The following is a 19,586-nucleotide window of genomic DNA, read 5'->3' as shown; positions in this document are numbered from 1 at the left end:
CATGTATGAACATTCTTTTCAATGTCCTTACTGCTGGGAAGAGATTTCAATGCTGCTCGATACATCAGTAAGACTTCAGAACTATGTAGAAGACTGCGAAGTGTGTTGTAACCCAATAAGCATTACCGTAGGTTTCCAAGATCATGAACTCATATCCTTTCAAGCAGAAAATTTAGAGCAGTGATGTCTACTGTAAGTTAATCTTAGAATATCGTCATACTTTCTTTAAGAGCAGCTCTCAAACTTATCCAGATATAGTTAAAAAAGGATTTTTGTTTATCCCGCTGTGAGGTGGCTTTCACGTTGTCAAAACTACCAGAATTTGATGTCGTATCTCCAGCCACAAGTAAGTTTCCTAAAAGTGTTTTGATGGTATTTTCGTCGCCGTCTGATCCAAGTACTTGGATATCCATTCCCGTATAGTCAATTTTCACGTCGGTAGTTGAGGAATCTTGATCGCCGTATATAGAAAAGTATAATTGATTTATGTTCCCTTTAGCAGTTATGTTAAAAAGGTTACGAATAAAAGGGGAAATACTTTCTAAATTTAAATGCTTCACATCTGCTCTAAAGGTGAAATTATCCCGCTCATCAAAAATATCGAATGACCACTGTGCATCAACATCGCCACTTCCCATCAGTAAAGTTGTAGCATCAATATCTATTTGCGATTTTTCTGCAGGAAAAGTATTAACTCCTGCAATTGTAGCATTCATATTAGTTAAAAATAGGGTGGCGGGACCATTGGCCTCAATCCTTTTTTCAGCATAAGCTATATACCCATCTTTAAGGGTAACGTCGCCAATGTTGAGATGTATAGGAAGATTTCTAAGCAGCTCACTGTACATTGCCCTTTTCTTTGGGTTATCCTTTATCAATTTATTGCGATACACATTAATTATGGGCTTATTTAGTATAATATCAGTAGCAGTAAACTCCGGCATTTCAGCGTTAAATTTAAGGTCATACTCTTTAACTGCTATCGATGGGAATTCCACATCAAAAATATCTCGTTCCATTCCAAACCTATCATAAATTTCTTGAGGTGAAACGATAGTTTTAAATGCAGCATTATTTAGGGTAATCGAGTCAGCATTTAATTTCAGTGCATTAAAAGTCAGTTGGTCATAAGGACTAATGGTCACAGATGTACTGTCTATATCCAGATCAAGTGTATTATACGTAAAGGGCAGTGTTGCGTTTAAACTAGTTGAATCGATCTTAATATTCTTAATGTTCAAGTCATTGATATAACTCTTAATCCAAGGCCTTTCTAACGAGTCTCTTTCAATAGTAACATTACCATTTCGTACTGAAAAGCGATTGATGGCAATACTTCTATCAAAATTTTTAGATTGCTTATTATTGCTGTCATTGCTTTTTGGTCGTAACATTGAATAGTTGAGATCAAAACCATGAACAACCACTTCCTCCATAGAGAGTGAAGTGCCCGTCAAAGCTTTTAAAATTTGTACTCCATTTATCTCTATCTGATCAGCCGTAAATGAATGATTTGATGTCCTATCCTTTTTTCCGGTTATTGTGACATCTCTAAGCGCTAAGTTTCCGGCAAACAATGAAGTAGAAATATCACTGTAGGCAATTTGATAGGATGATATAGCGGAGTCGGTCAAAAGAGAATCTATTTTTTGATGCACATACAACTTAACCACTACATACAACAGCACTAATACAGCAAGAACAGCTAAAATAATTTTCCAGGTTCGGCTTACATTTTTTATCATGATATAAAAATATAGAAATCAGCACGCTGCACTTTATTTTTATGATTTAGTGTTAAATCTGCGTGGTTAAGGTTTTACTGAATAGAAAAATAATGTATCTTTGTGCTTCAATAGCGCGAGGTAGAGCAGTAGGTAGCTCGTCGGGCTCATAACCCGAAGGTCGCTGGTTCGAGTCCAGTCCTCGCTACTAAATCAAAACCGCAACAAACCGTTGCGGTTTTTTGTTTACATTTATTTTCATTTAGATTGGATCCATATCCGCGGGATGGCGGACGCTGGTTCTCCCGACAGATTCGGGGCAGATCCTCGCTACTAATTGAAAGCTCAACAAACCCTTGCGGTTTTTGCTTTCTTTTATTTTTATTGAAGTTGGGCTCATATCCGCCGCCTGGCAGACGCTGGTTCTCTCGACGGATTCGGGGTAGATTCATACGCTACATTGAACCTTAACAATCATTGTTTCGATTTTCTGTTTTAGTGATACAGCTTAAAAACAATTACGAGTTAGCTTTCCTTTTTAAAATTGTATTTAAACACAAATCGGTATCTCAATCGGCTACACAATAATTCAAAATATCTTTAATAAGAGAACACCATCAATTATTTTGTCTTGTCTGAAAAATTTTGGTTCTATAAGAAAAATTGATGGCACCCTTTTTCAATCTTCTTTTAATCTATGTACATTAGTAAACCTATTTTGAAACTAATCCAATAAAATCATATACCATGGCAAATGAGAATACCGAAACTTTTGCAGTAAACGATCCCAGTCCAATTGCAAAATGCCCATTTATGGGCGGACCTCAAACTACAACAGCTGGTGGAGGAACCACTGTGCGTGATTGGTGGCCAAATGAATTACGCTTAAATATTCTTAGGCAACACTCTCCAAAATCTAATCCCATGGGAGAAGATTTTAATTATAAAGAAGCCTTTAATAGTCTTGATTTTCCAAAACTTAAACAAGAAGTGCTGGATCTGATGACCGATTCTCAAGACTGGTGGCCGGCAGATTATGGACACTACGGCGGATTTATGATTCGTATGGCTTGGCATAGTGCCGGGACGTATCGTATTGGTGATGGTCGTGGCGGAGCAAACTCTGGTACACAACGTTTTGCTCCTTTAAACAGTTGGCCCGATAATGGAAACTTAGATAAAGCCCGCCTATTGCTCTGGCCGATTAAAAAGAAGTACGGTAGAAAGATATCATGGGCAGACTTAATGATTTTAGCAGGAAACTGTGCCTTAGAATCCATGGGCTTTGAAACAATGGGTTTTGCAGGAGGCCGTGAAGATGTTTGGGAACCAGAGCAGGATATTTATTGGGGATCAGAAACGGAGTGGGGAGCAAATGATGCGCGTTATGCCGATGGTAAACTAGAGGAACCACTTGGTGCAGTAATGATGGGTTGGATTTATGTCAATCCTGAAGGTCCTAACGGTAACCCTGATCCTATGGGTTCTGCTGCTAATGTGAGAGAAACCTTTGGTCGTATGGCGATGAATGATGAAGAAACAGTTGCGCTTGTAGCCGGCGGACACACATTCGGAAAAGCGCATGGTGCGGCAGATCCAATTAAATACGTAGGGACAGAACCACATGGTGCATCCATAGAAGAAATGAGTACTGGATGGAAAAATTCCTACAAATCAGGAGTATTAGAAGATGTTATAACCAGTGGTTTAGAAGGTGCCTGGACACCTAACCCAACCCAATGGGATCACGATTATTTTGATATGCTGCTAAATCATGAATGGGAACTAACTAAGAGTCCGGCAGGGGCACATCAGTGGACCCCAACTAAGGAATCTAATGCTAAAATGGCACCGCGGGCGGGTGATAAGTCTAAATCCCAACCATTAATGATGACCACCGCAGATATTGCACTTAAGGTCGATCCTGATTATCTTGAAATATCTAAACGCTTCCATAAAGATCATAAAGCCTTTGAAGAAGCATTTGCTAAAGCTTGGTATAAGTTGACCCATCGGGATATGGGACCTATTGATCGCTACTTAGGTCCAGAGGTTCCCAAGGAACAAATGTTATGGCAAGATCCTGTTCCTGCTGTTGATCACGAATTAGTAAATGAACAGGATATAGCAGCTCTTAAAAAAGCAGTATTAGATTCAGATTTGTCTGTTTCAGAATTGGTAAGCACAGCCTGGGCCTCGGCATCTACTTACAGAGATTCAGATAAGCGAGGTGGAGCAAATGGAGCTAGAATACGATTGGCACCTCAAAACAGCTGGGAAGTGAATAATCCAAATCAACTGCATAGAGTACTTGGAGTTCTGAAGGATATTCAAAAGGAATTTAACGATCAACAATCTGGAAGCAAAAAAGTCTCGATGGCCGATTTAATTGTTCTTGCCGGTTGTTCAGGAGTAGAGCAAGCTGCTAAAAATGCAGGTTATAATGTTTCTGTTCCATTTACTCCAGGTAGAACAGATGCTACTCAAGAAAAGACAGATGTGGATTCATTCGGATATTTAGAGCCTAAGGCAGACGGTTTTAGAAACTATATTCAGAAAGATCAAAAAGCAGCAGATGAAGATTTTCTAGTTGATCGGGCGCAATTACTAACACTGTCTATTCCAGAGATGACTGTATTGGTGGGTGGATTACGTGTTCTGGGAGCGAACTACGATGGTTCTCACTATGGTGTATTTACAGACCGTATTGGAGCCTTAACCAATGATTTCTTCACTAATTTATTAGATTTTTCGTATACGTGGAAGGCTAACTCTGCTTCAGAGCGTGTGTTTGAAGGAAGTGACAGAAAAACCGGTGAAGTGAAATTTATAGGGACACGTGCAGATTTAATTTTTGGTTCGAACACAGAACTTAGAGCTGTTGCGGAAGTGTACGGAAGCAATGATGCACAAGAAAAATTTGTGCATGATTTTGTCGCAGCTTGGGATAAAGTGATGAATTTGGATAGATTTGATTTGAAATAAATACGAACTAAAAACCTTCCAAGATTTAAATCTTCAAAGTGTCTTTCATTTCTAGCTGTACTAATAGCCCTTAGGATATGCCCAAGAAAATACGACTGTCAACCGATAAAGTTGTGGCGATTGCAGCAATTGTCATTAGCGTTTGTGCTTTAGTAACTACCGTGTACCAAACGATCATTTTGAAAAAAGAACAGCACGCCTCAGTTTGGCCTCGTATTTCCTTACTACATACTTGGAGAACAGGAACTAATGAGAGTCATTATCGGCTAACCTTAAGCAATCTTGGACTTGGACCAGCAATCATTGAAGATTATAAGATCATTCATAAGGATTCCTCCTTTGTAAATTTTGCTTCATTGAGCAAAAATATCGCTAAAGAGGCAGGCCTTGCAGATTCGCTGGCATATGAGGATTATATGGATTTGTTCGGAGATCAAGTTGTTCCTCATAATAAGACTTTTGTAGTATTATATATTTCAAATAAGAATCAGATAGAAGCTTTCCTCAAAGAATTAAAACATATTCATATTGAAATCAAATACAAATCTCTTTATGACGATACATTTCAAGTGGAATATCCTAATGTAAATCACAAAACACTTTAGTTCACCTTGAACCCAGGCTTTTCATATCCTTCCGGGATATTTTTGAGGGGAACTGTTAATGAATTCCCATCTCGTATTGCACTGTAGTGAGGAGATAAAATTTCTATTCCCGCATCATGCATTGCATCTTTGATCGAATCGTGTAGGTTAGAGTAGATCAGCGCAGCTTTTTCAGGGGACTTGGTGTAAGCATTGATTTCATAATTAACGTAAAAATCGTCCAGACTTTTAATCAATACAAAAGGTTTGGGGTTTTCTAAAATAGCTTCCGTGCGAGTAGCACCTTCCACTAAAGCCTTAATCACTTCGTTGCTGGGTACATCATATCCTATGGTTACACTGGTATGTAAAATGATTCCGATATCTTCCGCAGCATTTTTTGAAAAATTTACAATGTGATTATTCAAAATCGCAGAGTTAGGTATAGTAATATCCAGATTTTTAATGGTTCGTACCCTGGTCACCAGTAAACTCTTATCGGTCACGTCACCTATGGTTTCTCCTATCTGAACACGATCTCCTAATTTAAATGGTCGCATGTACGTAATGACAATTCCCGCTACAATATTTGATATGGCTGAGGTTGACCCCAGTGAAAAAAGCACCCCAAAAAAGATAGATACTCCAGTGAATGCTTTAGAGTCAGATCCAGGGATATAGGGAAAAACAATTACTAGTGCAAAAGCGATTATAACGACTTTTGCCAGATTGTAGGTAGGTTTCGCCCAGTCGGCGTGAAATCCATCAATGCGAACGGCTTCGCGTTCCAACTCATTCGCCAGGTATTTTATAAAGCGCAATAGGTATTTCGTCACAAAAAAAATGACCAGAATAAAAAATAGATTTGGGATAAAACCAATTATTCCATCCCATAAAAAAAGAACAGGCTTTTTCAAATGTCCTAGTACAGTATCTGATATTGATCTTGTTTGAGGAAAAATCCTAAATAATATAGGAGTGTAAAAAATTAAGAATACAATGATTATGGCAATCCTCAAGAGTTTTGCTAGGAAGACCAGTATGTCTCGTTCTCGTCTTGGAGTGATATATTTAAAAAAAGAAGAAAACTTAGTCTTCTTAAAGAATAGATTTTTCTCAAGATGGTCAATTTTCTTTAGTGTTAGTTTATATCCTTTATTAAGCAGAAAAAAGAAAAGAATTATTCCACCCAATGCAAGAATGAACAACAAGATTTCTTTGACTAATTCATTCATGTGTGATCATTTAGTGGTAAATGTACTAAATGTTAGTATTTATATAACAGTATCATTTTAGCGTTATATATGGATTATAGTAGTTCTACGCTTTATTCATATTTTTTCATACGATAACCTACTTTTAGTCTATAGACTAGTATTTGATATGCATCTAATTAAAAAATGGGTTTAGAAAAAGATGAAGTATTTGATAATGCTGAGTATCAGTACAAAAAAACGCTTCAGGTTGAGCTGAAGCATTTTAATAAATATTAATTTAAAGATTTATTTCACAATGAGTAACTGCTTTTTTACCCCATGATTACTTCCGATAAGAATTACAGCATACACACCGGGCTTAAGTTGACTAACATCAATAATGTTTTCTGTAGTACTTGCAAAAGTTTTAATATTGGTGAACCTTGAACAGTAATTAGTTCTATCACATATTCTTGGCCCATCATGAGTTCACTTTCGTGAATAGGAAAGGTTTCAATAGCTGGGTTTGGAAATATGTTCAATGCCATCTGGGCATCAATATTACTGGTTTTTACTCCAAGTGTATTGTCTCCAGCTGCCTATAGAATAGCCTCAAGCATCATAGTCCTATTATTGATGTCACTTTGATAATCCACACTATTATGACCTAAAGCGGTATAGAAAGATCTACCGCCATCATACTCTTTATACCATGTGATAGGTCGTGGGGCATCTTGACTGTTATCGCCGGTTGATTCAACTTCTAGCAAATTAATGTTACCATCAAATAAATATCCTCGATTGAGTTCCCAGTAATAATACTCTTCATTTCATTCCAAGTATCTACTAAATGATCTACCGTATGACGTGAGGTCAATACAGTCATTGTAGCATTAAAATTATTTGAGGTATGATTGGTAGAAGTTTGTGCAATTTCTCCCACCAAATTATTATACGAAGGACAACTAGTATCACGGTAAGTATCTGTTATAGGATGAACGCCTACAAAGCCACCTCCATTTTGGATAAAGTTTTCAAATGCATCCTGCTCTGCGCCGGTACGTAAATCATTTCCTGAAGTATTTAACCAGACTACTACATCTGTATTTTTTAGATTGACCGAATTAAATACACTACTATTTTGGCTATCAGATACGGTCCACCCCAGATCATCTCCAAATTCATTAATCATATCTATTCCAACGTTTATAGAACTATGTCTAAATCCATTGGTTTCGTGATAAATCAAAATAGATAGATCATCATTCGCTTGTGTAGGTAAAAGTAGTGCCAACCAATCCTGATTGATATCACTAGGTGGATTTCCTATGGAAGTATTGGCTGTGGCCTGAACACTATTCACAGTTCCTGATTCAAGATTACCCGCTGTTCTAGGATAATACTATTAACGCTAAATATTCTTAAAAAACCAATTAAATCGATGGTATTTACTGCTTCATATGGGATTTAAATCCCATAGGCTGAATTAGGCGCTGCAAGTGCATATTTGTCGCTTTTGAGGTGATATTATCTGCACTATAGGTCAAGCCGAAAATGAAGAGCAAGGAGAAATAGGGAAAGGCCACATCAAGGGTATCGATAAATATGAAATCTAGATATAATACTTAGAAGTATATGTGTCCAAACTAAAAATGTAAGTTGAGAACGTCCTGGAGACGATATATGAGATAACCGGGAAGAAGCTTTAAACTCAGCAGAATTAATACCGCGGCAATCAATGAATTGTTATATGGTACAGTATAAATAAAAACATCCGCCGATCAGCGGATGTTTTTGTCTAAGACTTTCTTTTAAACCAAATATTCTTTCCTAAAAGAAATGCTAGCAGGCAGAGCAACAGAAGCATTGCAATATTTCCTGCTAAAAATCCTGCTCCGTACTCATTTAGATTATCAACCTTTAACAAAAATAAGTTGATTACATAATACGAAGCTCTAATGATTAAAATCAAAAGAAATAAAAAAAGTATTTGTTTTAAGACTCTCATTAGTACTTTACAGTAGTTGTCGTTGGCGTATAGATATTGAAAGTAATAGCAGCAACTAAACCATTAATGAAACTATGACGCGTGTGAACAGTGTAGTCTTTTGCACCATTTGCCATAGCAGCTGGGTCACTAACACCTACGGGCGCTAATCCAGCAATTACGTAATGGTTCCATTTAGTAACTTCATTACTACCTTGAGCACCTTGTCCTACAATGTGCATTTGAGAAAAACAAGACACCAAAAGAGCTGCCATTGCAATAACTAAAGTAAAATTTTTCAATTTGTTCATGTTGATTAAATTATGATTTATAATAGTCAAATATATGTTAAAGAAAGCTAAATTAATATAGTGAACGGTCTTTTTATTTTTCGATGCGTACCTTTGATTTATGACACATAAAGCAGGTTTTGTAAATATTATTGGTAATCCCAATGTAGGTAAAAGCACGTTGATGAATGCCTTTGTTGGTGAACGATTATCAATTATTACTTCTAAAGCACAGACCACTCGGCATCGTATTTTGGGAATCGTAAACGGTGAAGATTTTCAAGTGATTTTAAGCGATACACCAGGAATAATAAAACCCGCGCATGACCTTCACTCTTCGATGATGGACTTTGTGAAGTCTGCTTTTGAAGATGCAGATGTATTACTGTATTTGGTTGAGGTAGGCGAAAAGGAATTAAAAGACGAGGCTTTTTTTAAACGGATTAAACATGCCGAAATCCCTGTGCTGCTCTTGCTTAATAAGATTGATAAAGCCAATCAGCAACAAGTGGAAGAGCACATGGCACATTGGAAAGAAAAACTACCGACTGCCGAAATTATCCCGATTTCTGCACTAGAGAATTTTGGTGTTCGCGAAGTATTTGATCGTATTTTGGAACTTTTACCAGTGTCTCCACCATTTTATCCTAAAGATACACTAACCGATAAACCCGAACGGTTTTTTGTGAATGAGATTATTAGAGAAAAAATCTTATTGTATTACAAAAAAGAAATCCCCTATTCAGTTGAGGTAGATACCGAAGAATTCTTTGAAGAAGAACAAATCATTCGCATTAGGAGTATCATTATGGTAGAACGCGAATCTCAAAAGGGGATCATTATTGGTCATAAAGGAGCTGCCTTAAAACGTGTAGGCATTGAAGCCAGAAAAGACCTCGAAAAGTTTTTTGGCAAACAAATCCATCTGGAAACTGTAGTCAAAGTCAATAAAAACTGGCGTTCTAATCTGCGTCAACTTAAACGGTTTGGGTACAATCAAAAATGATAGAAATCATAGCTTTAATTTAGATTTCGTTCTATAGGCGTCTAATCTCTAAATTCTAAAAGCGAAGCGGTCTTTGCTCTTAGATAAACGCTACCTTTGTACTCAATTTTTTTATTATGAGTATTGTTGCTATTGTTGGACGCCCGAATGTAGGGAAATCCACTCTTTTTAACCGATTAATCCAGCGTAGAGAAGCTATTGTAGATGCCACCAGCGGAGTTACGCGCGATCGTCACTATGGTAAAACAGATTGGAATGGTAAAGAATTTACGGTGATTGATACCGGGGGGTATGTTAAAGGGAGCGATGATGTCTTTCAAGACGAAATTGACAAACAGGTTGTGCTTGCTATTGAAGAATCAGATGTAATCCTTTTTATGGTCGATGTAGAGTCAGGAATTACGGGCATGGATGAAGATGTGGCCAACCTCCTACGACGATCAGATAAACCTGTATTTTTGGTGGTGAATAAAGTAGATAGCGCTACAAGAGTGGCAGATGCCACAGAATTTTATGCACTAGGTCTTGGAGAATACTATACCCTTTCTAGTATAAACGGCAGCGGAACAGGAGAGCTCTTGGATGCGCTAGTGGAAAAATTACCAAATGAGGAGGAAAAAGAAGAAGATGAACTCCCCCGTTTTGCGGTAGTCGGTCGTCCAAATGCCGGTAAATCTTCTTTCATCAATGCGCTTATTGGGAAAGATAGATACATTGTGACTGATGTTGCCGGGACTACACGAGATTCCATTGATACGCGCTATAACCGTTTTGGTTTTGAATTCAATTTAGTTGATACCGCAGGAATACGCAGAAAAACTAAAGTCAAAGAAGACATTGAATTCTATTCGGTGATGCGAAGTGTTCGGGCTATTGAACATTGTGATGTGTGTATCGTAATGTTGGATGCCACACGGGGCTTTGATGGTCAAGTTCAAAATATCTTTTGGCTGGCAGAACGTAACCGAAAAGGGATCGTGATTTTAGTCAACAAATGGGATCTGGTAGAAAAAGAAACCCAAACCATGAAGGAATACGAAGAAACTATTCGCAGGCAGATGGAACCTTTTACAGATGTGCCGATTATCTTTATTTCGGTGCTGAATAAACAACGTATTTACAAAGCGATTGAAACAGCGGTTGAGGTTTATCAAAACAGAAGTAAACGCATCAAGACCAGTGAACTTAATGAGGTGTTACTGCCAATCATAGACCGTTATCCACCACCAGCTTATAAAGCAAAGTACGTTAAGATAAAATTCATTACTCAGCTGCCCACTCCGCAACCTCAGTTTGCGTTCTTTTGTAATCTTCCGCAGTACGTAAAAGATCCTTATAAGCGATTTTTAGAAAATAAGCTTCGGGAAGAATTTGACTTTACAGGGGTACCGATATCGGTATATATGCGTAAAAAGTAAAGTCCGCTTTTGACAACTACTTAGTAATATCGATAATACTATTATACAAGACTACCTCAGTACAGTAATGTACCAATATGCAATGGTTAGCCTGAGTTATAAGTTCAACACTCTAGGATCAAAAGGAGACGCCGGTAGAAGCTCTTTTTTCTTTTTTTTTGATTCCGTTTGAAACAAAGGAATCTTTCACCATAAGACGTGATTTTATTTTATTAGAAGACGATTTCCATTTTCCGCTCACGCGGAAGAATATTTTAAGCGACTACATTTGCTTTCTGTTATTTAACATTTGACATAAGGTTTGGGCTTTGCTTTTATCTGCATCGATTAACCAAATATGAAGCGTTTTGTTTTTTAAAGCTATTTCCAATCTAGCTTTATCTTTAAATGTACCACTTGCGCCCGTGCCGGATAAAAAATCAAAAATATAACTTAAGGCTGAAACCAGATAGACGGTACTTTCTTTTTTATAAACTACATTTTTGAGATGAGAAAACAAATATTGGCCACTATTTTTTTGATCAGCCAAGTCAATAACCTCAAATTCGTTTGAGCCAATGTTAAATGCTAATTTTGGCTTATCTCTTAATAAAAAAGTGTAGGGTTTCATTTATGTCTTGTAGGATGAATTGCTTACTAACTAATGTAGACTGATAGCTATGTGCTAAAATTCAAAATATCATTAAAATAATTAAATCTGATTTCGATAATAAGATACCGCCTTTAGGCGGCATGACCGATTCATACACATTTACGACTGTAAATGCGGTTCTCTGGTCACCAACTCCCGCCGGCACCACCACCTCCAAATCCGCCCCCACCGAAGCCTCCTCCAAATCCACCGCCTCCAAAGCTTCCGCCGCCTGATGATCCACCCCAGCTACTTCCGCCTCCAAATCCGCCCCGACCCATATTGCTCAGGATAATGGCTTCTAGGATATTTGTTGCGGTAGTACTTCGGCGACCGCCGTTGCGTCCTCCGCCTCTTCGATTTTTACTTAGTGCAAAAAGGACAATTATAAAGATGATGAATAACACGATCTGAAATGGAAATCCATCGCCAGAAGCATTCCGCTTGACGGGTACTCCTTTAAAGGTACCGCTAAGTGTTTGCATAATTGCAGTGGTTCCTTGATCCAATCCAGCGTAAAAGTTGCCTTGCTTAAACTGCGGAGTGATAATTTGGTCGATGATTTCTTTAGATCGTAAATCGGTCATATATTCCTCTAGACCATACCCTGTGGTGATCCAGATTTTTCGATCATTTTTCGCCACTAAGATAAGTAGCCCATTATCTTCTTTTGCCTGACCAATGCCCCATATAGCAGCCCAGTGTGCGGCATACGTCCCAATATACTCGCCGTCTAATGAATTGATGGTTGCCACTACGATTTGAGTCGAAGTCGTATCTGCATAGCGTATGAGCTTTTGCTCCAGCTGACTTTTCTCTACCCCAGATAATAAATTAGCATCGTCATAAACGCTGGTTTGTTTAGATGGTTTAGGCGGGATATCACGCTGCGCCATGAGGGAAGAACACACTCCCGTAAGCACTAGTAGATATATCAAAAAATGTTGCAATACCTTCATTTATCCTTTTGAGATTTCATCTGGTAGTTCATTGATATCACCCTGTTGCCAGGGGAAGTAGATACTTAATGCCTTGCCAGCCTCTAAAACACCTGCGACCAGACCTTGTTTGAATTTTCCCTTTTTAAAGTGGTCTTGAATGGTATCGCGCGTAGAGTCCCAAAAGCCCTGTCCCACTTTAGCGTGTATGCCCTTATCACCATAAATAATAAAATCACGATCATCCACAGCTACGTAGATGAGCACGCCATTTTTGAGGGCAGTATTATCCATTTTAAGCAAATGAAAAACCTCTAAAGCACGTCGCTCAAGAGGTGTTGTTTTGTGAGAGTGTTCTAAGTGAACACGTATTTCACCTGAAGTATTTTTTTCAGCCAGCCTTATTGCCTCAATAATTTCTTGCTCTTCGGCTTGGGTTAAAAACGCTTCAAGGTCTGCCATTAGGATTCAAAGTCAAAGTCTACATCAACCGCATTCTCACTTCCTGGATCAGCAGAATATCTGGCCATTTCATCAAAACCAAACCAACCCGCCAGAACAGAATTAGGGAATTTATTGGTGTATTTTTCGTATTGGCTCACTTGTTCATTGTAGCGGTCTCTAGCTACGTTAATACGGTTTTCAGTTCCTTCTAACTGTGACTGTAAGTTCAAGAAATTTTGATTCGCTTTAAGATCGGGATAGCGCTCTACAGTAACTAATAATCTTGATAACGCACCGGATAAGCCACTTTGAGCTTGTTGAAAATTAGCAATTGCCTCAGGTGTGAGGTTATTGGCATCAATATTTACCTGGGTAGCTTTAGAGCGCGCTTCAATCACGTCTTTTAAGGTGCCACGTTCAAAATCTGCCGCTCCTTGTACTGTTTTTACTAAGTTTCCGATAAGGTCATTACGGCGTTGATATGAACTTTCAACATTAGACCAAGCGGTTTTTGCGTCTTCTTCATAGACCACAGCTTGATTATTAAATCCTACTGCCCAATTGTATATGGCAAAAGCGATTACGCCAATGATTAATAATGGGATGAGCCATTTTTTCATAATTCTAGGTATTGATTGGTTATAAGTTTTCTTTAAGTGAAAGTAGTTCACTTTTTATACCCTCTAATTTATGGATAAGTTCGAAGTTGGTAAGGGTTTTCTTCTTATTTTCTTTTAAGTGCGTTTTAGCACCGTCAAGGGTAAATCCTCGTTCTTTTACCAGGTGATAGATCAATTCAAGATTTTTGATATCCTCTGGCGTGAATTTGCGATTCCCTTTGGCATTCTTTTTAGGCTGAATGACATCAAATTCTTTTTCCCAAAACCTAATTAATGAAGTATTTACGTCAAAAGCTTTAGCGACTTCGCCAATTCCATAATATAATTTCTTTGGCAAGTTAACATTCATTAATCCAGAGATTGATTTTCTTGAGTTGATTTGGTCAGCATGATATCGTACTCTTGCGCCGTAAGATCACCGTGATAAAAATTAACAGGGTTGATAGGAACACCGTTTTTATGTACTTCATAATGAAGGTGAGGCCCCGCTGATAATCCTGTGTTACCTATATATCCTATGATTTCTCCACGTGTAATTTTTTGCCCGTTTTTGACAGAAGATTTACTCAAATGCGCATAAAATGTTTCGTATCCAAAACCGTGGTCTATCACAATAAGATTACCATAACCACCGCTGTTAGCGGTATTTCGTTTTACAACACCATTACCCGTAGCGTAAATAGGTGTACCCGTAGGAGCAGTAAAATCCATCCCGTTGTGCATTCTACGATATTTTAGAATAGGGTGCATGCGCATTCCATATCCTGACGCCATTCTACTTAGATCTTTGTTTTGAACAGGTTGTATCGCAGGAATAGCTTCAAGTAAGTCCTCTTTTTCGCTGGCAAGCTGCGCGATTTCATCAAGTGATTTGGATTGGACATAAATTTGCTTGACCAGTCTATCCATGCGTTTAGAAGACTCAATAATCATTTTTGAATTATCAAAACCTTCTAAATCTCTGTACCGATTAATACCACCAAAACCAGAGGTTCGCTCCTCCTGAGAAATAGGATTTGCTTCAAAGTATACCCGATAAATATTATTGTCTCGATCCTCCAGGTTATTAAGGACTAATTCTGCTTCATCCATTTTTTTACCCAATAACTCGTATTGAAGCGAGAGATTATTGAGTTCTCTTCTCAATTCTTTTTCTTTAGGAGTTTGAATTTGGGGTAAATTAAGATATATGACCAATAGAAGAAAAGCTGCTAAGAAAACGGCTGCGATAGATACAAACGCAACGCCTATTTTTTTTCCTTTGCTATGTTGTATTTTTCGATAGGTGAGCGTCTCACTATCGTAGTAATATTTAACCTTCGACATAAGTTAAATTATCTTATTTTTACTGCCTTATTTGTTCTGGCAGCTACTAATATTTAAAGTTATTAACAGGCAAATATAAAAATTGTTTATTAAACATTGTGATCTTAATTACGACATTCGACTCAATTGCATGAAATCCAATAAAATACGCTCTACGTTTCTAGAATTTTTTGCCTCCAAATCACATCAAATTGTCAATTCTGCACCTATGGTGTTGCGTGATGATCCTACTTTGATGTTTACCAACGCAGGCATGAATCAGTTTAAAGAATATTTTCTAGGTGATGCAACTCCTAAGCATTCCAGAGTAACTGACACTCAAAAATGTTTACGCGTTAGTGGGAAACATAACGATTTGGAAGAAGTAGGAAAAGATACCTATCATCATACCATGTTCGAGATGTTAGGGAATTGGAGTTTTGGAGACCCGGGCGACGCATCAAAGGGGTATTTCAAAAAAGAAGCGATTCAATGGGCGTGGGAGCTTTTGACTGATGTATTTAAAATAGACTCTGCTAGTCTTTATGTGAGCGTTTTTGAAGGGAGTACTGATGCAGATCAACTTGATATGGATCAAGAAGCCTATGATTTGTGGAAAAAAATTGTTCCTGAAGATCGCATCATCATGGGCAATAAAAAGGATAACTTTTGGGAAATGGGCGATCAAGGACCTTGTGGCCCCTGTTCTGAAATTCATGTCGATATTCGGTCTGACGCCGAAAAAGCTAAAACACCGGGTAAAGACTTGGTCAACATGGATCATCCCCAAGTGGTCGAAATCTGGAACCTGGTTTTTATGCAGTTTAACCGAAAAGCAAACGGTTCACTAGAAAAACTACCGGCAAAACACGTAGATACCGGGATGGGGTTTGAGCGACTTTGCATGGTCTTGCAAGGCGTTCAATCTAATTATGACACAGATGTATTCAAGCCTTACATAAGGGAGATAGAAACCATTACCAAATCAACCTACGGTAAAAATGAGGAGACAGATATTGCCATTCGCGTGGTGGCAGATCATGTGAGAGCAGTAGCCTTTTCGATAGCAGATGGTCAGCTGCCCAGTAATACCGGCGCCGGTTACGTGATTAGAAGGATACTACGCCGCGCGATACGGTATGGTTTTACCTTTCTAAATACTCAGGAGCCGTTTATTTTCAAATTGGTTGAAACCATGAGTCAGGAAATGGGAGAGGCTTTTCCAGAGCTTAAAGCTCAAAAGCACCTTATTCAAAATGTGATCAAAGAAGAAGAACAGTCCTTTTTACGCACCTTGGATCAAGGATTGATCTTATTAGAAAATGTTATTTCTTCGGCTAAGGGGAAAGAGATTTCAGGGAAAAAAGCCTTTGAATTATACGACACCTATGGATTCCCCATCGACTTAACTGCGCTTATTCTAAGTGAACGTGGACTAACGCTCAATGAGGCTGAATTTAATTCCGCTCTTGCGGAACAAAAAAATCGTTCACGGGCTGCTTCTGAAACCTCTACCGAAGATTGGACCATCCTAGTTGACGATAACGAGCAGGAATTTGTAGGATATGACACACTTCAAACTCCGGTGAAAATTACCCGCTACCGGAAGGTCACCTCAAAAAAAGAAGGTGATCTCTTTCAGTTGATATTTAACATCACCCCATTTTACGGAGAGAGCGGAGGACAAACAGGAGATAAAGGATATTTAGAAGGTGCCAGCGGGGATGTGGTCTACATCATCGATACAAAGAAAGAAAATAACCTTACGGTTCATCTCACTAAAAACTTACCAAAAAAATTAGACCAAACCTTTAGCGCAATCGTGGATGAAAAACAACGTAAACGATCTGCCAGTAACCATACAGCCACGCATTTGTTGCATCAGGCGCTGAGAAAAATTCTAGGAACCCATGTAGAGCAAAAAGGATCTATGGTGCGCAGTGCATCGCTACGATTTGATTTTTCAAACTTTAGCAAGGTTACAGATGAAGAATTGCAACAGGTTGAAGATTTTGTCAATGCTAGAATAGAAGAGCAGTTACAAAAAGAAGAACGACGCGCTATCCCCTATAATCAGGCGATAAAAGATGGAGCGATTGCTTTATTTGGAGAAAAGTACGGGGATGCTGTGCGAACCATAAAATTTGGAAAATCTATGGAGCTCTGTGGGGGAACCCACGTGCAAAATACCGGAGAAATCTGGCATTTTAAAATCACTTCAGAAAGTGCAGTCGCTGCCGGGATCAGACGAATACAAGCCATCACCGGGGATGCAGCAAAAGAGTATTTTCAAAAAGAAAGTGAGCAGTTTGAAGAGATAAAATCTCTCTTAAAAAATCCAAAGGATACCATAAAGGCTGTTGAAGATCTACAATCTGAAAATTCGCACTTAAAAAAGCAAATCGAAGAACTTTTAAAAGATAAAGCAGCCAATATAAAAGGTGAATTGAAAAGTGAATTGAGCGATAAAAATGGCGTTCAGTTTTTAGCTAAAGAAGTCGATTTAGATGCTGCAGCAATCAAGGATGTAGCATTTCAACTGGGTGGAGAAGTTGAGAATCTATTTTTGGTGTTGGGAAGCAAAAAAGACGGCAAGGCAATTCTTTCTTGTTATATCTCTAAAAACCTGGTCAACGAAAAGAATTTAAATGCCGGGCAAATTGTGCGGGAATTAGGGAAGTACATTCAGGGCGGCGGCGGCGGACAACCTTTTTTCGCAACTGCAGGAGGTAAAAACCCGGCTGGTTTGCAGGAGGCATTGGATAAAGCCGAAACCTATATTAATTAGCACGCAAAGTCGCTAAGGCGCAGAGAGATGTATATGACTGAAAATGAACTTGCCAGAGTAATTGTGAATTCTTGTTACGACATTCACACGAAATTGGGTGCAGGTCTTTTTGAGTCAGTATATGAATCGGTACTATTTTATGAACTTGACGAATTGGGATATAATGTTAAAAGACAATCTCCGCTTCCTGTAATTTGGAAGGATCTTAAAATGGATGTTGGATTTAGAACAGATTTGATAGTGAATGATAAAGTCATTATAGAAATTAAATCTGTTGAGCATGTTCTACCTGTGCATTCAAAACAATTACTAACATACTTGAAACTAACAGGGTTAAAATTGGGATTATTGATTAACTTCAATGAATCTCTGATTAAAAATGGGATTAAGAGAATCGTTAATGGTTTATAATAGTTATCAAGAATGAATTCATGATAGCTAAACTTTTGCAAGTATTATGTATTTTACTTTTTGTTTTTCTGTGGAATAGATTTATAGTGGTCACGTTAGTTGACACATTCATTAAATTTTTAGAAAAAAAGAAAATATAAATTCTAGAAAAATCTATCTTATAATTAACAGAAATAGGAGTAATACTGTGTTATTTCTCAGCCTTTTTTACTGGTTGGGAGGTTGAATAATAATCTATGGAATTATTTTAAAATAATACTTTGCGCCTTAGCGACTTTGCGAGATGATACTACAAACCCCCGTTCCAATCCCTGATCTGTCAATTAAAATTGACTATGAGTCTAAATGCCTTTTTATAGGTTCTTGTTTTTCTGAACATATAGGTAACAAACTTAGATATCATAAAATCCCTACGCTGATCAATCCTTTTGGTGTTGTATTTCATCCAAAGCCATTAGAACACCTTGTCACGCGGGCTGTAAATCAATTGTATTTTTTTAACCAAGATTGTTTTGAGCATCTGGAACAATGGCATTCGTTGGAGGTGCACTCATCCTTGAACCAAGGCTCACAGAAAGCGCTAATCACGTATTTAAATCATGAGTTGGATGTACTTAGGCATAAACTTCAGTCGGCGACTCATGTTTTTATCACTTATGGTACCGCATGGGGATATAAACACCTGGAAAAAGATCAGATTGTTGCCAATTGCCATAAGCTTCCGCAGAAAAATTTTGCCAAAGAATTATACTCCGTAGAGGAGGTAACACAAACGACTCTAGAGATTGTGACTTTGCTAAAAGACCTCAATCCATCAGCAGAAGTCAGTTTTACCGTTTCACCGGTGCGACACCTAAAAGATGGTGTTGTCCAAAACACGCTTAGCAAGGCACATTTAATTGCCGGGATTCATCAGGCAAGAGAAAAGGAGCCGCGTATAGGCTACCTTCCGGCATATGAGATTATGATGGATGAGTTACGCGATTATCGGTTTTATCAAGATGATATGATTCATCCCAACTTAACGGCAATTGACTATATTTTTGAGCGTTTTAAAGAAGCTTGTATAGCGCCTTTGGCCTATAAAACTATGAGCAAGGTGTTGGACATACAAAAGGGATTAGCGCATCGACCTTTTAATGAAAATAGCGAAGCTAATCAACGCTTTTTAGCTCAGCTTAACGAGAAGATAAGCACGCTTCAAAAGGAGGTTCCACAGATCTCATTTTAAACCTTATCTTTGGTTTACCCAAATGTAT

General features: G+C 38.1%; 20 protein-coding genes and 1 tRNA gene. 9 read left to right on the top strand and 12 right to left on the bottom strand.

Annotation, left to right across the window (positions count from 1 at the left end; translation table 11 throughout):
• Position 1: 1 nt before the first annotated feature.
• A complete protein-coding gene (locus tag ABD000_RS02880) occupies positions 2-184 on the top strand; it encodes a CPXCG motif-containing cysteine-rich protein (protein ID WP_343763572.1) in 183 nt (60 codons plus the stop codon).
• A gap of 19 nt (positions 185-203) precedes the next feature.
• Here the strand turns inward: ABD000_RS02880 and ABD000_RS02875 are convergent, their stop codons facing one another.
• Positions 204-1,745: a DUF748 domain-containing protein gene (locus ABD000_RS02875; protein ID WP_343763570.1), complete on the bottom strand. Its 1,542-nt coding sequence runs from the start codon at positions 1,743-1,745 to the stop codon at positions 204-206.
• A gap of 114 nt (positions 1,746-1,859) precedes the next feature.
• Between ABD000_RS02875 and ABD000_RS02870 the strand changes: the two genes are divergently transcribed.
• From ABD000_RS02870 to ABD000_RS02860, 3 genes are all read left to right on the top strand, one after another.
• A tRNA-Met gene (locus ABD000_RS02870) sits at positions 1,860-1,932 on the top strand.
• Between the two features lie 539 nt (positions 1,933-2,471).
• Positions 2,472-4,709, top strand: a complete 2,238-nt coding sequence (katG, locus tag ABD000_RS02865; RefSeq protein WP_343763568.1) for a catalase/peroxidase HPI — start codon at positions 2,472-2,474, stop codon at positions 4,707-4,709.
• A 77-nt stretch (positions 4,710-4,786) separates the two neighbouring features.
• The gene (locus tag ABD000_RS02860; RefSeq protein ID WP_343763566.1) at positions 4,787-5,314 is read left to right on the top strand and encodes a hypothetical protein; all 528 of its coding nucleotides are present in this window, start codon (positions 4,787-4,789) and stop codon (positions 5,312-5,314) included.
• On the opposite strand, the gene ABD000_RS02855 is transcribed toward ABD000_RS02860, so the two are convergent.
• The 5 genes from ABD000_RS02855 to ABD000_RS02835 form a co-directional block, all read right to left on the bottom strand.
• On the bottom strand, positions 5,311-6,528 hold the full coding sequence (locus tag ABD000_RS02855) for a mechanosensitive ion channel family protein (RefSeq protein WP_343763564.1): 1,218 nt from the start codon (positions 6,526-6,528) through the stop codon (positions 5,311-5,313). The genes ABD000_RS02860 and ABD000_RS02855 overlap by 4 nt on opposite strands.
• A 320-nt stretch (positions 6,529-6,848) precedes the next feature.
• Positions 6,849-7,037, bottom strand: coding sequence for a hypothetical protein (locus ABD000_RS02850; RefSeq protein WP_343763562.1), 189 nt, complete (start codon positions 7,035-7,037; stop codon positions 6,849-6,851).
• 51 nt (positions 7,038-7,088) lie between these two features.
• The gene (locus ABD000_RS02845; RefSeq protein ID WP_343763559.1) at positions 7,089-7,259 is read right to left on the bottom strand and encodes a ThuA domain-containing protein; all 171 of its coding nucleotides are present in this window, start codon (positions 7,257-7,259) and stop codon (positions 7,089-7,091) included.
• The gene (locus tag ABD000_RS02840) at positions 7,253-7,852 is read right to left on the bottom strand and encodes a ThuA domain-containing protein (protein WP_343763557.1); all 600 of its coding nucleotides are present in this window, start codon (positions 7,850-7,852) and stop codon (positions 7,253-7,255) included. The genes ABD000_RS02845 and ABD000_RS02840 overlap by 7 nt, the downstream gene beginning before the upstream one ends.
• A gap of 644 nt (positions 7,853-8,496) precedes the next feature.
• On the bottom strand, positions 8,497-8,787 hold the full coding sequence (locus ABD000_RS02835) for a Bor family protein (protein WP_343763555.1): 291 nt from the start codon (positions 8,785-8,787) through the stop codon (positions 8,497-8,499).
• A gap of 100 nt (positions 8,788-8,887) precedes the next feature.
• Here ABD000_RS02835 and era point away from each other — a divergent pair, with 100 nt between their 5' ends.
• Together era and der are read left to right on the top strand one after the other, a co-directional pair.
• Positions 8,888-9,772: a GTPase Era gene (gene era / locus ABD000_RS02830; RefSeq protein ID WP_343763553.1), complete on the top strand. Its 885-nt coding sequence runs from the start codon at positions 8,888-8,890 to the stop codon at positions 9,770-9,772.
• A 113-nt stretch (positions 9,773-9,885) separates the two neighbouring features.
• The gene (gene der, locus ABD000_RS02825) at positions 9,886-11,190 is read left to right on the top strand and encodes a ribosome biogenesis GTPase Der (RefSeq protein ID WP_343764022.1); all 1,305 of its coding nucleotides are present in this window, start codon (positions 9,886-9,888) and stop codon (positions 11,188-11,190) included.
• Positions 11,191-11,452: 262 nt separating this feature from the next.
• Here der and ABD000_RS02820 read toward each other — a convergent pair whose 3' ends face one another.
• The 6 genes from ABD000_RS02820 to ABD000_RS02795 all read right to left on the bottom strand — a co-directional run bounded on the left by ABD000_RS02820 (position 11,453) and on the right by ABD000_RS02795 (position 15,149).
• A complete protein-coding gene (locus ABD000_RS02820) occupies positions 11,453-11,800 on the bottom strand; it encodes a hypothetical protein (protein ID WP_343763550.1) in 348 nt (115 codons plus the stop codon).
• Between the two features lie 167 nt (positions 11,801-11,967).
• A complete protein-coding gene (locus ABD000_RS02815; RefSeq protein WP_343763548.1) occupies positions 11,968-12,780 on the bottom strand; it encodes a TPM domain-containing protein in 813 nt (270 codons plus the stop codon).
• Positions 12,781-13,221, bottom strand: a complete 441-nt coding sequence (locus ABD000_RS02810; protein ID WP_343763546.1) for a TPM domain-containing protein — start codon at positions 13,219-13,221, stop codon at positions 12,781-12,783.
• Positions 13,221-13,823 (bottom strand): LemA family protein, encoded by a 603-nt coding sequence (locus tag ABD000_RS02805; RefSeq protein ID WP_343763544.1) that lies wholly within the window; start codon positions 13,821-13,823, stop codon positions 13,221-13,223. The genes ABD000_RS02810 and ABD000_RS02805 overlap by 1 nt, the downstream gene beginning before the upstream one ends.
• Before the next feature lie 19 nt (positions 13,824-13,842).
• Positions 13,843-14,172 (bottom strand): MerR family transcriptional regulator, encoded by a 330-nt coding sequence (locus ABD000_RS02800; RefSeq protein WP_343763542.1) that lies wholly within the window; start codon positions 14,170-14,172, stop codon positions 13,843-13,845.
• A complete protein-coding gene (locus ABD000_RS02795; protein WP_343763541.1) occupies positions 14,172-15,149 on the bottom strand; it encodes a M23 family metallopeptidase in 978 nt (325 codons plus the stop codon). The genes ABD000_RS02800 and ABD000_RS02795 overlap by 1 nt, the downstream gene beginning before the upstream one ends.
• A gap of 130 nt (positions 15,150-15,279) precedes the next feature.
• Between ABD000_RS02795 and alaS the strand changes: the two genes are divergently transcribed.
• The 3 genes from alaS (at position 15,280) to ABD000_RS02780 (ending at position 19,558) form a co-directional block, all read left to right on the top strand.
• The gene (gene alaS, locus ABD000_RS02790) at positions 15,280-17,916 is read left to right on the top strand and encodes an alanine--tRNA ligase (protein ID WP_343763539.1); all 2,637 of its coding nucleotides are present in this window, start codon (positions 15,280-15,282) and stop codon (positions 17,914-17,916) included.
• Positions 17,917-17,949: 33 nt separating this feature from the next.
• A complete protein-coding gene (locus tag ABD000_RS02785) occupies positions 17,950-18,327 on the top strand; it encodes a GxxExxY protein (RefSeq protein ID WP_343763537.1) in 378 nt (125 codons plus the stop codon).
• Between the two features lie 283 nt (positions 18,328-18,610).
• Positions 18,611-19,558 (top strand): GSCFA domain-containing protein, encoded by a 948-nt coding sequence (locus ABD000_RS02780; protein WP_343763535.1) that lies wholly within the window; start codon positions 18,611-18,613, stop codon positions 19,556-19,558.
• Positions 19,559-19,586 lie beyond the last annotated feature (28 nt).

This window comes from Gangjinia marincola, assembly GCF_039523415.1.
GTDB lineage: Bacteria > Bacteroidota > Bacteroidia > Flavobacteriales > Flavobacteriaceae > Gangjinia > Gangjinia marincola.
This window is presented reverse-complemented; position numbering and strand designations above follow the sequence as displayed.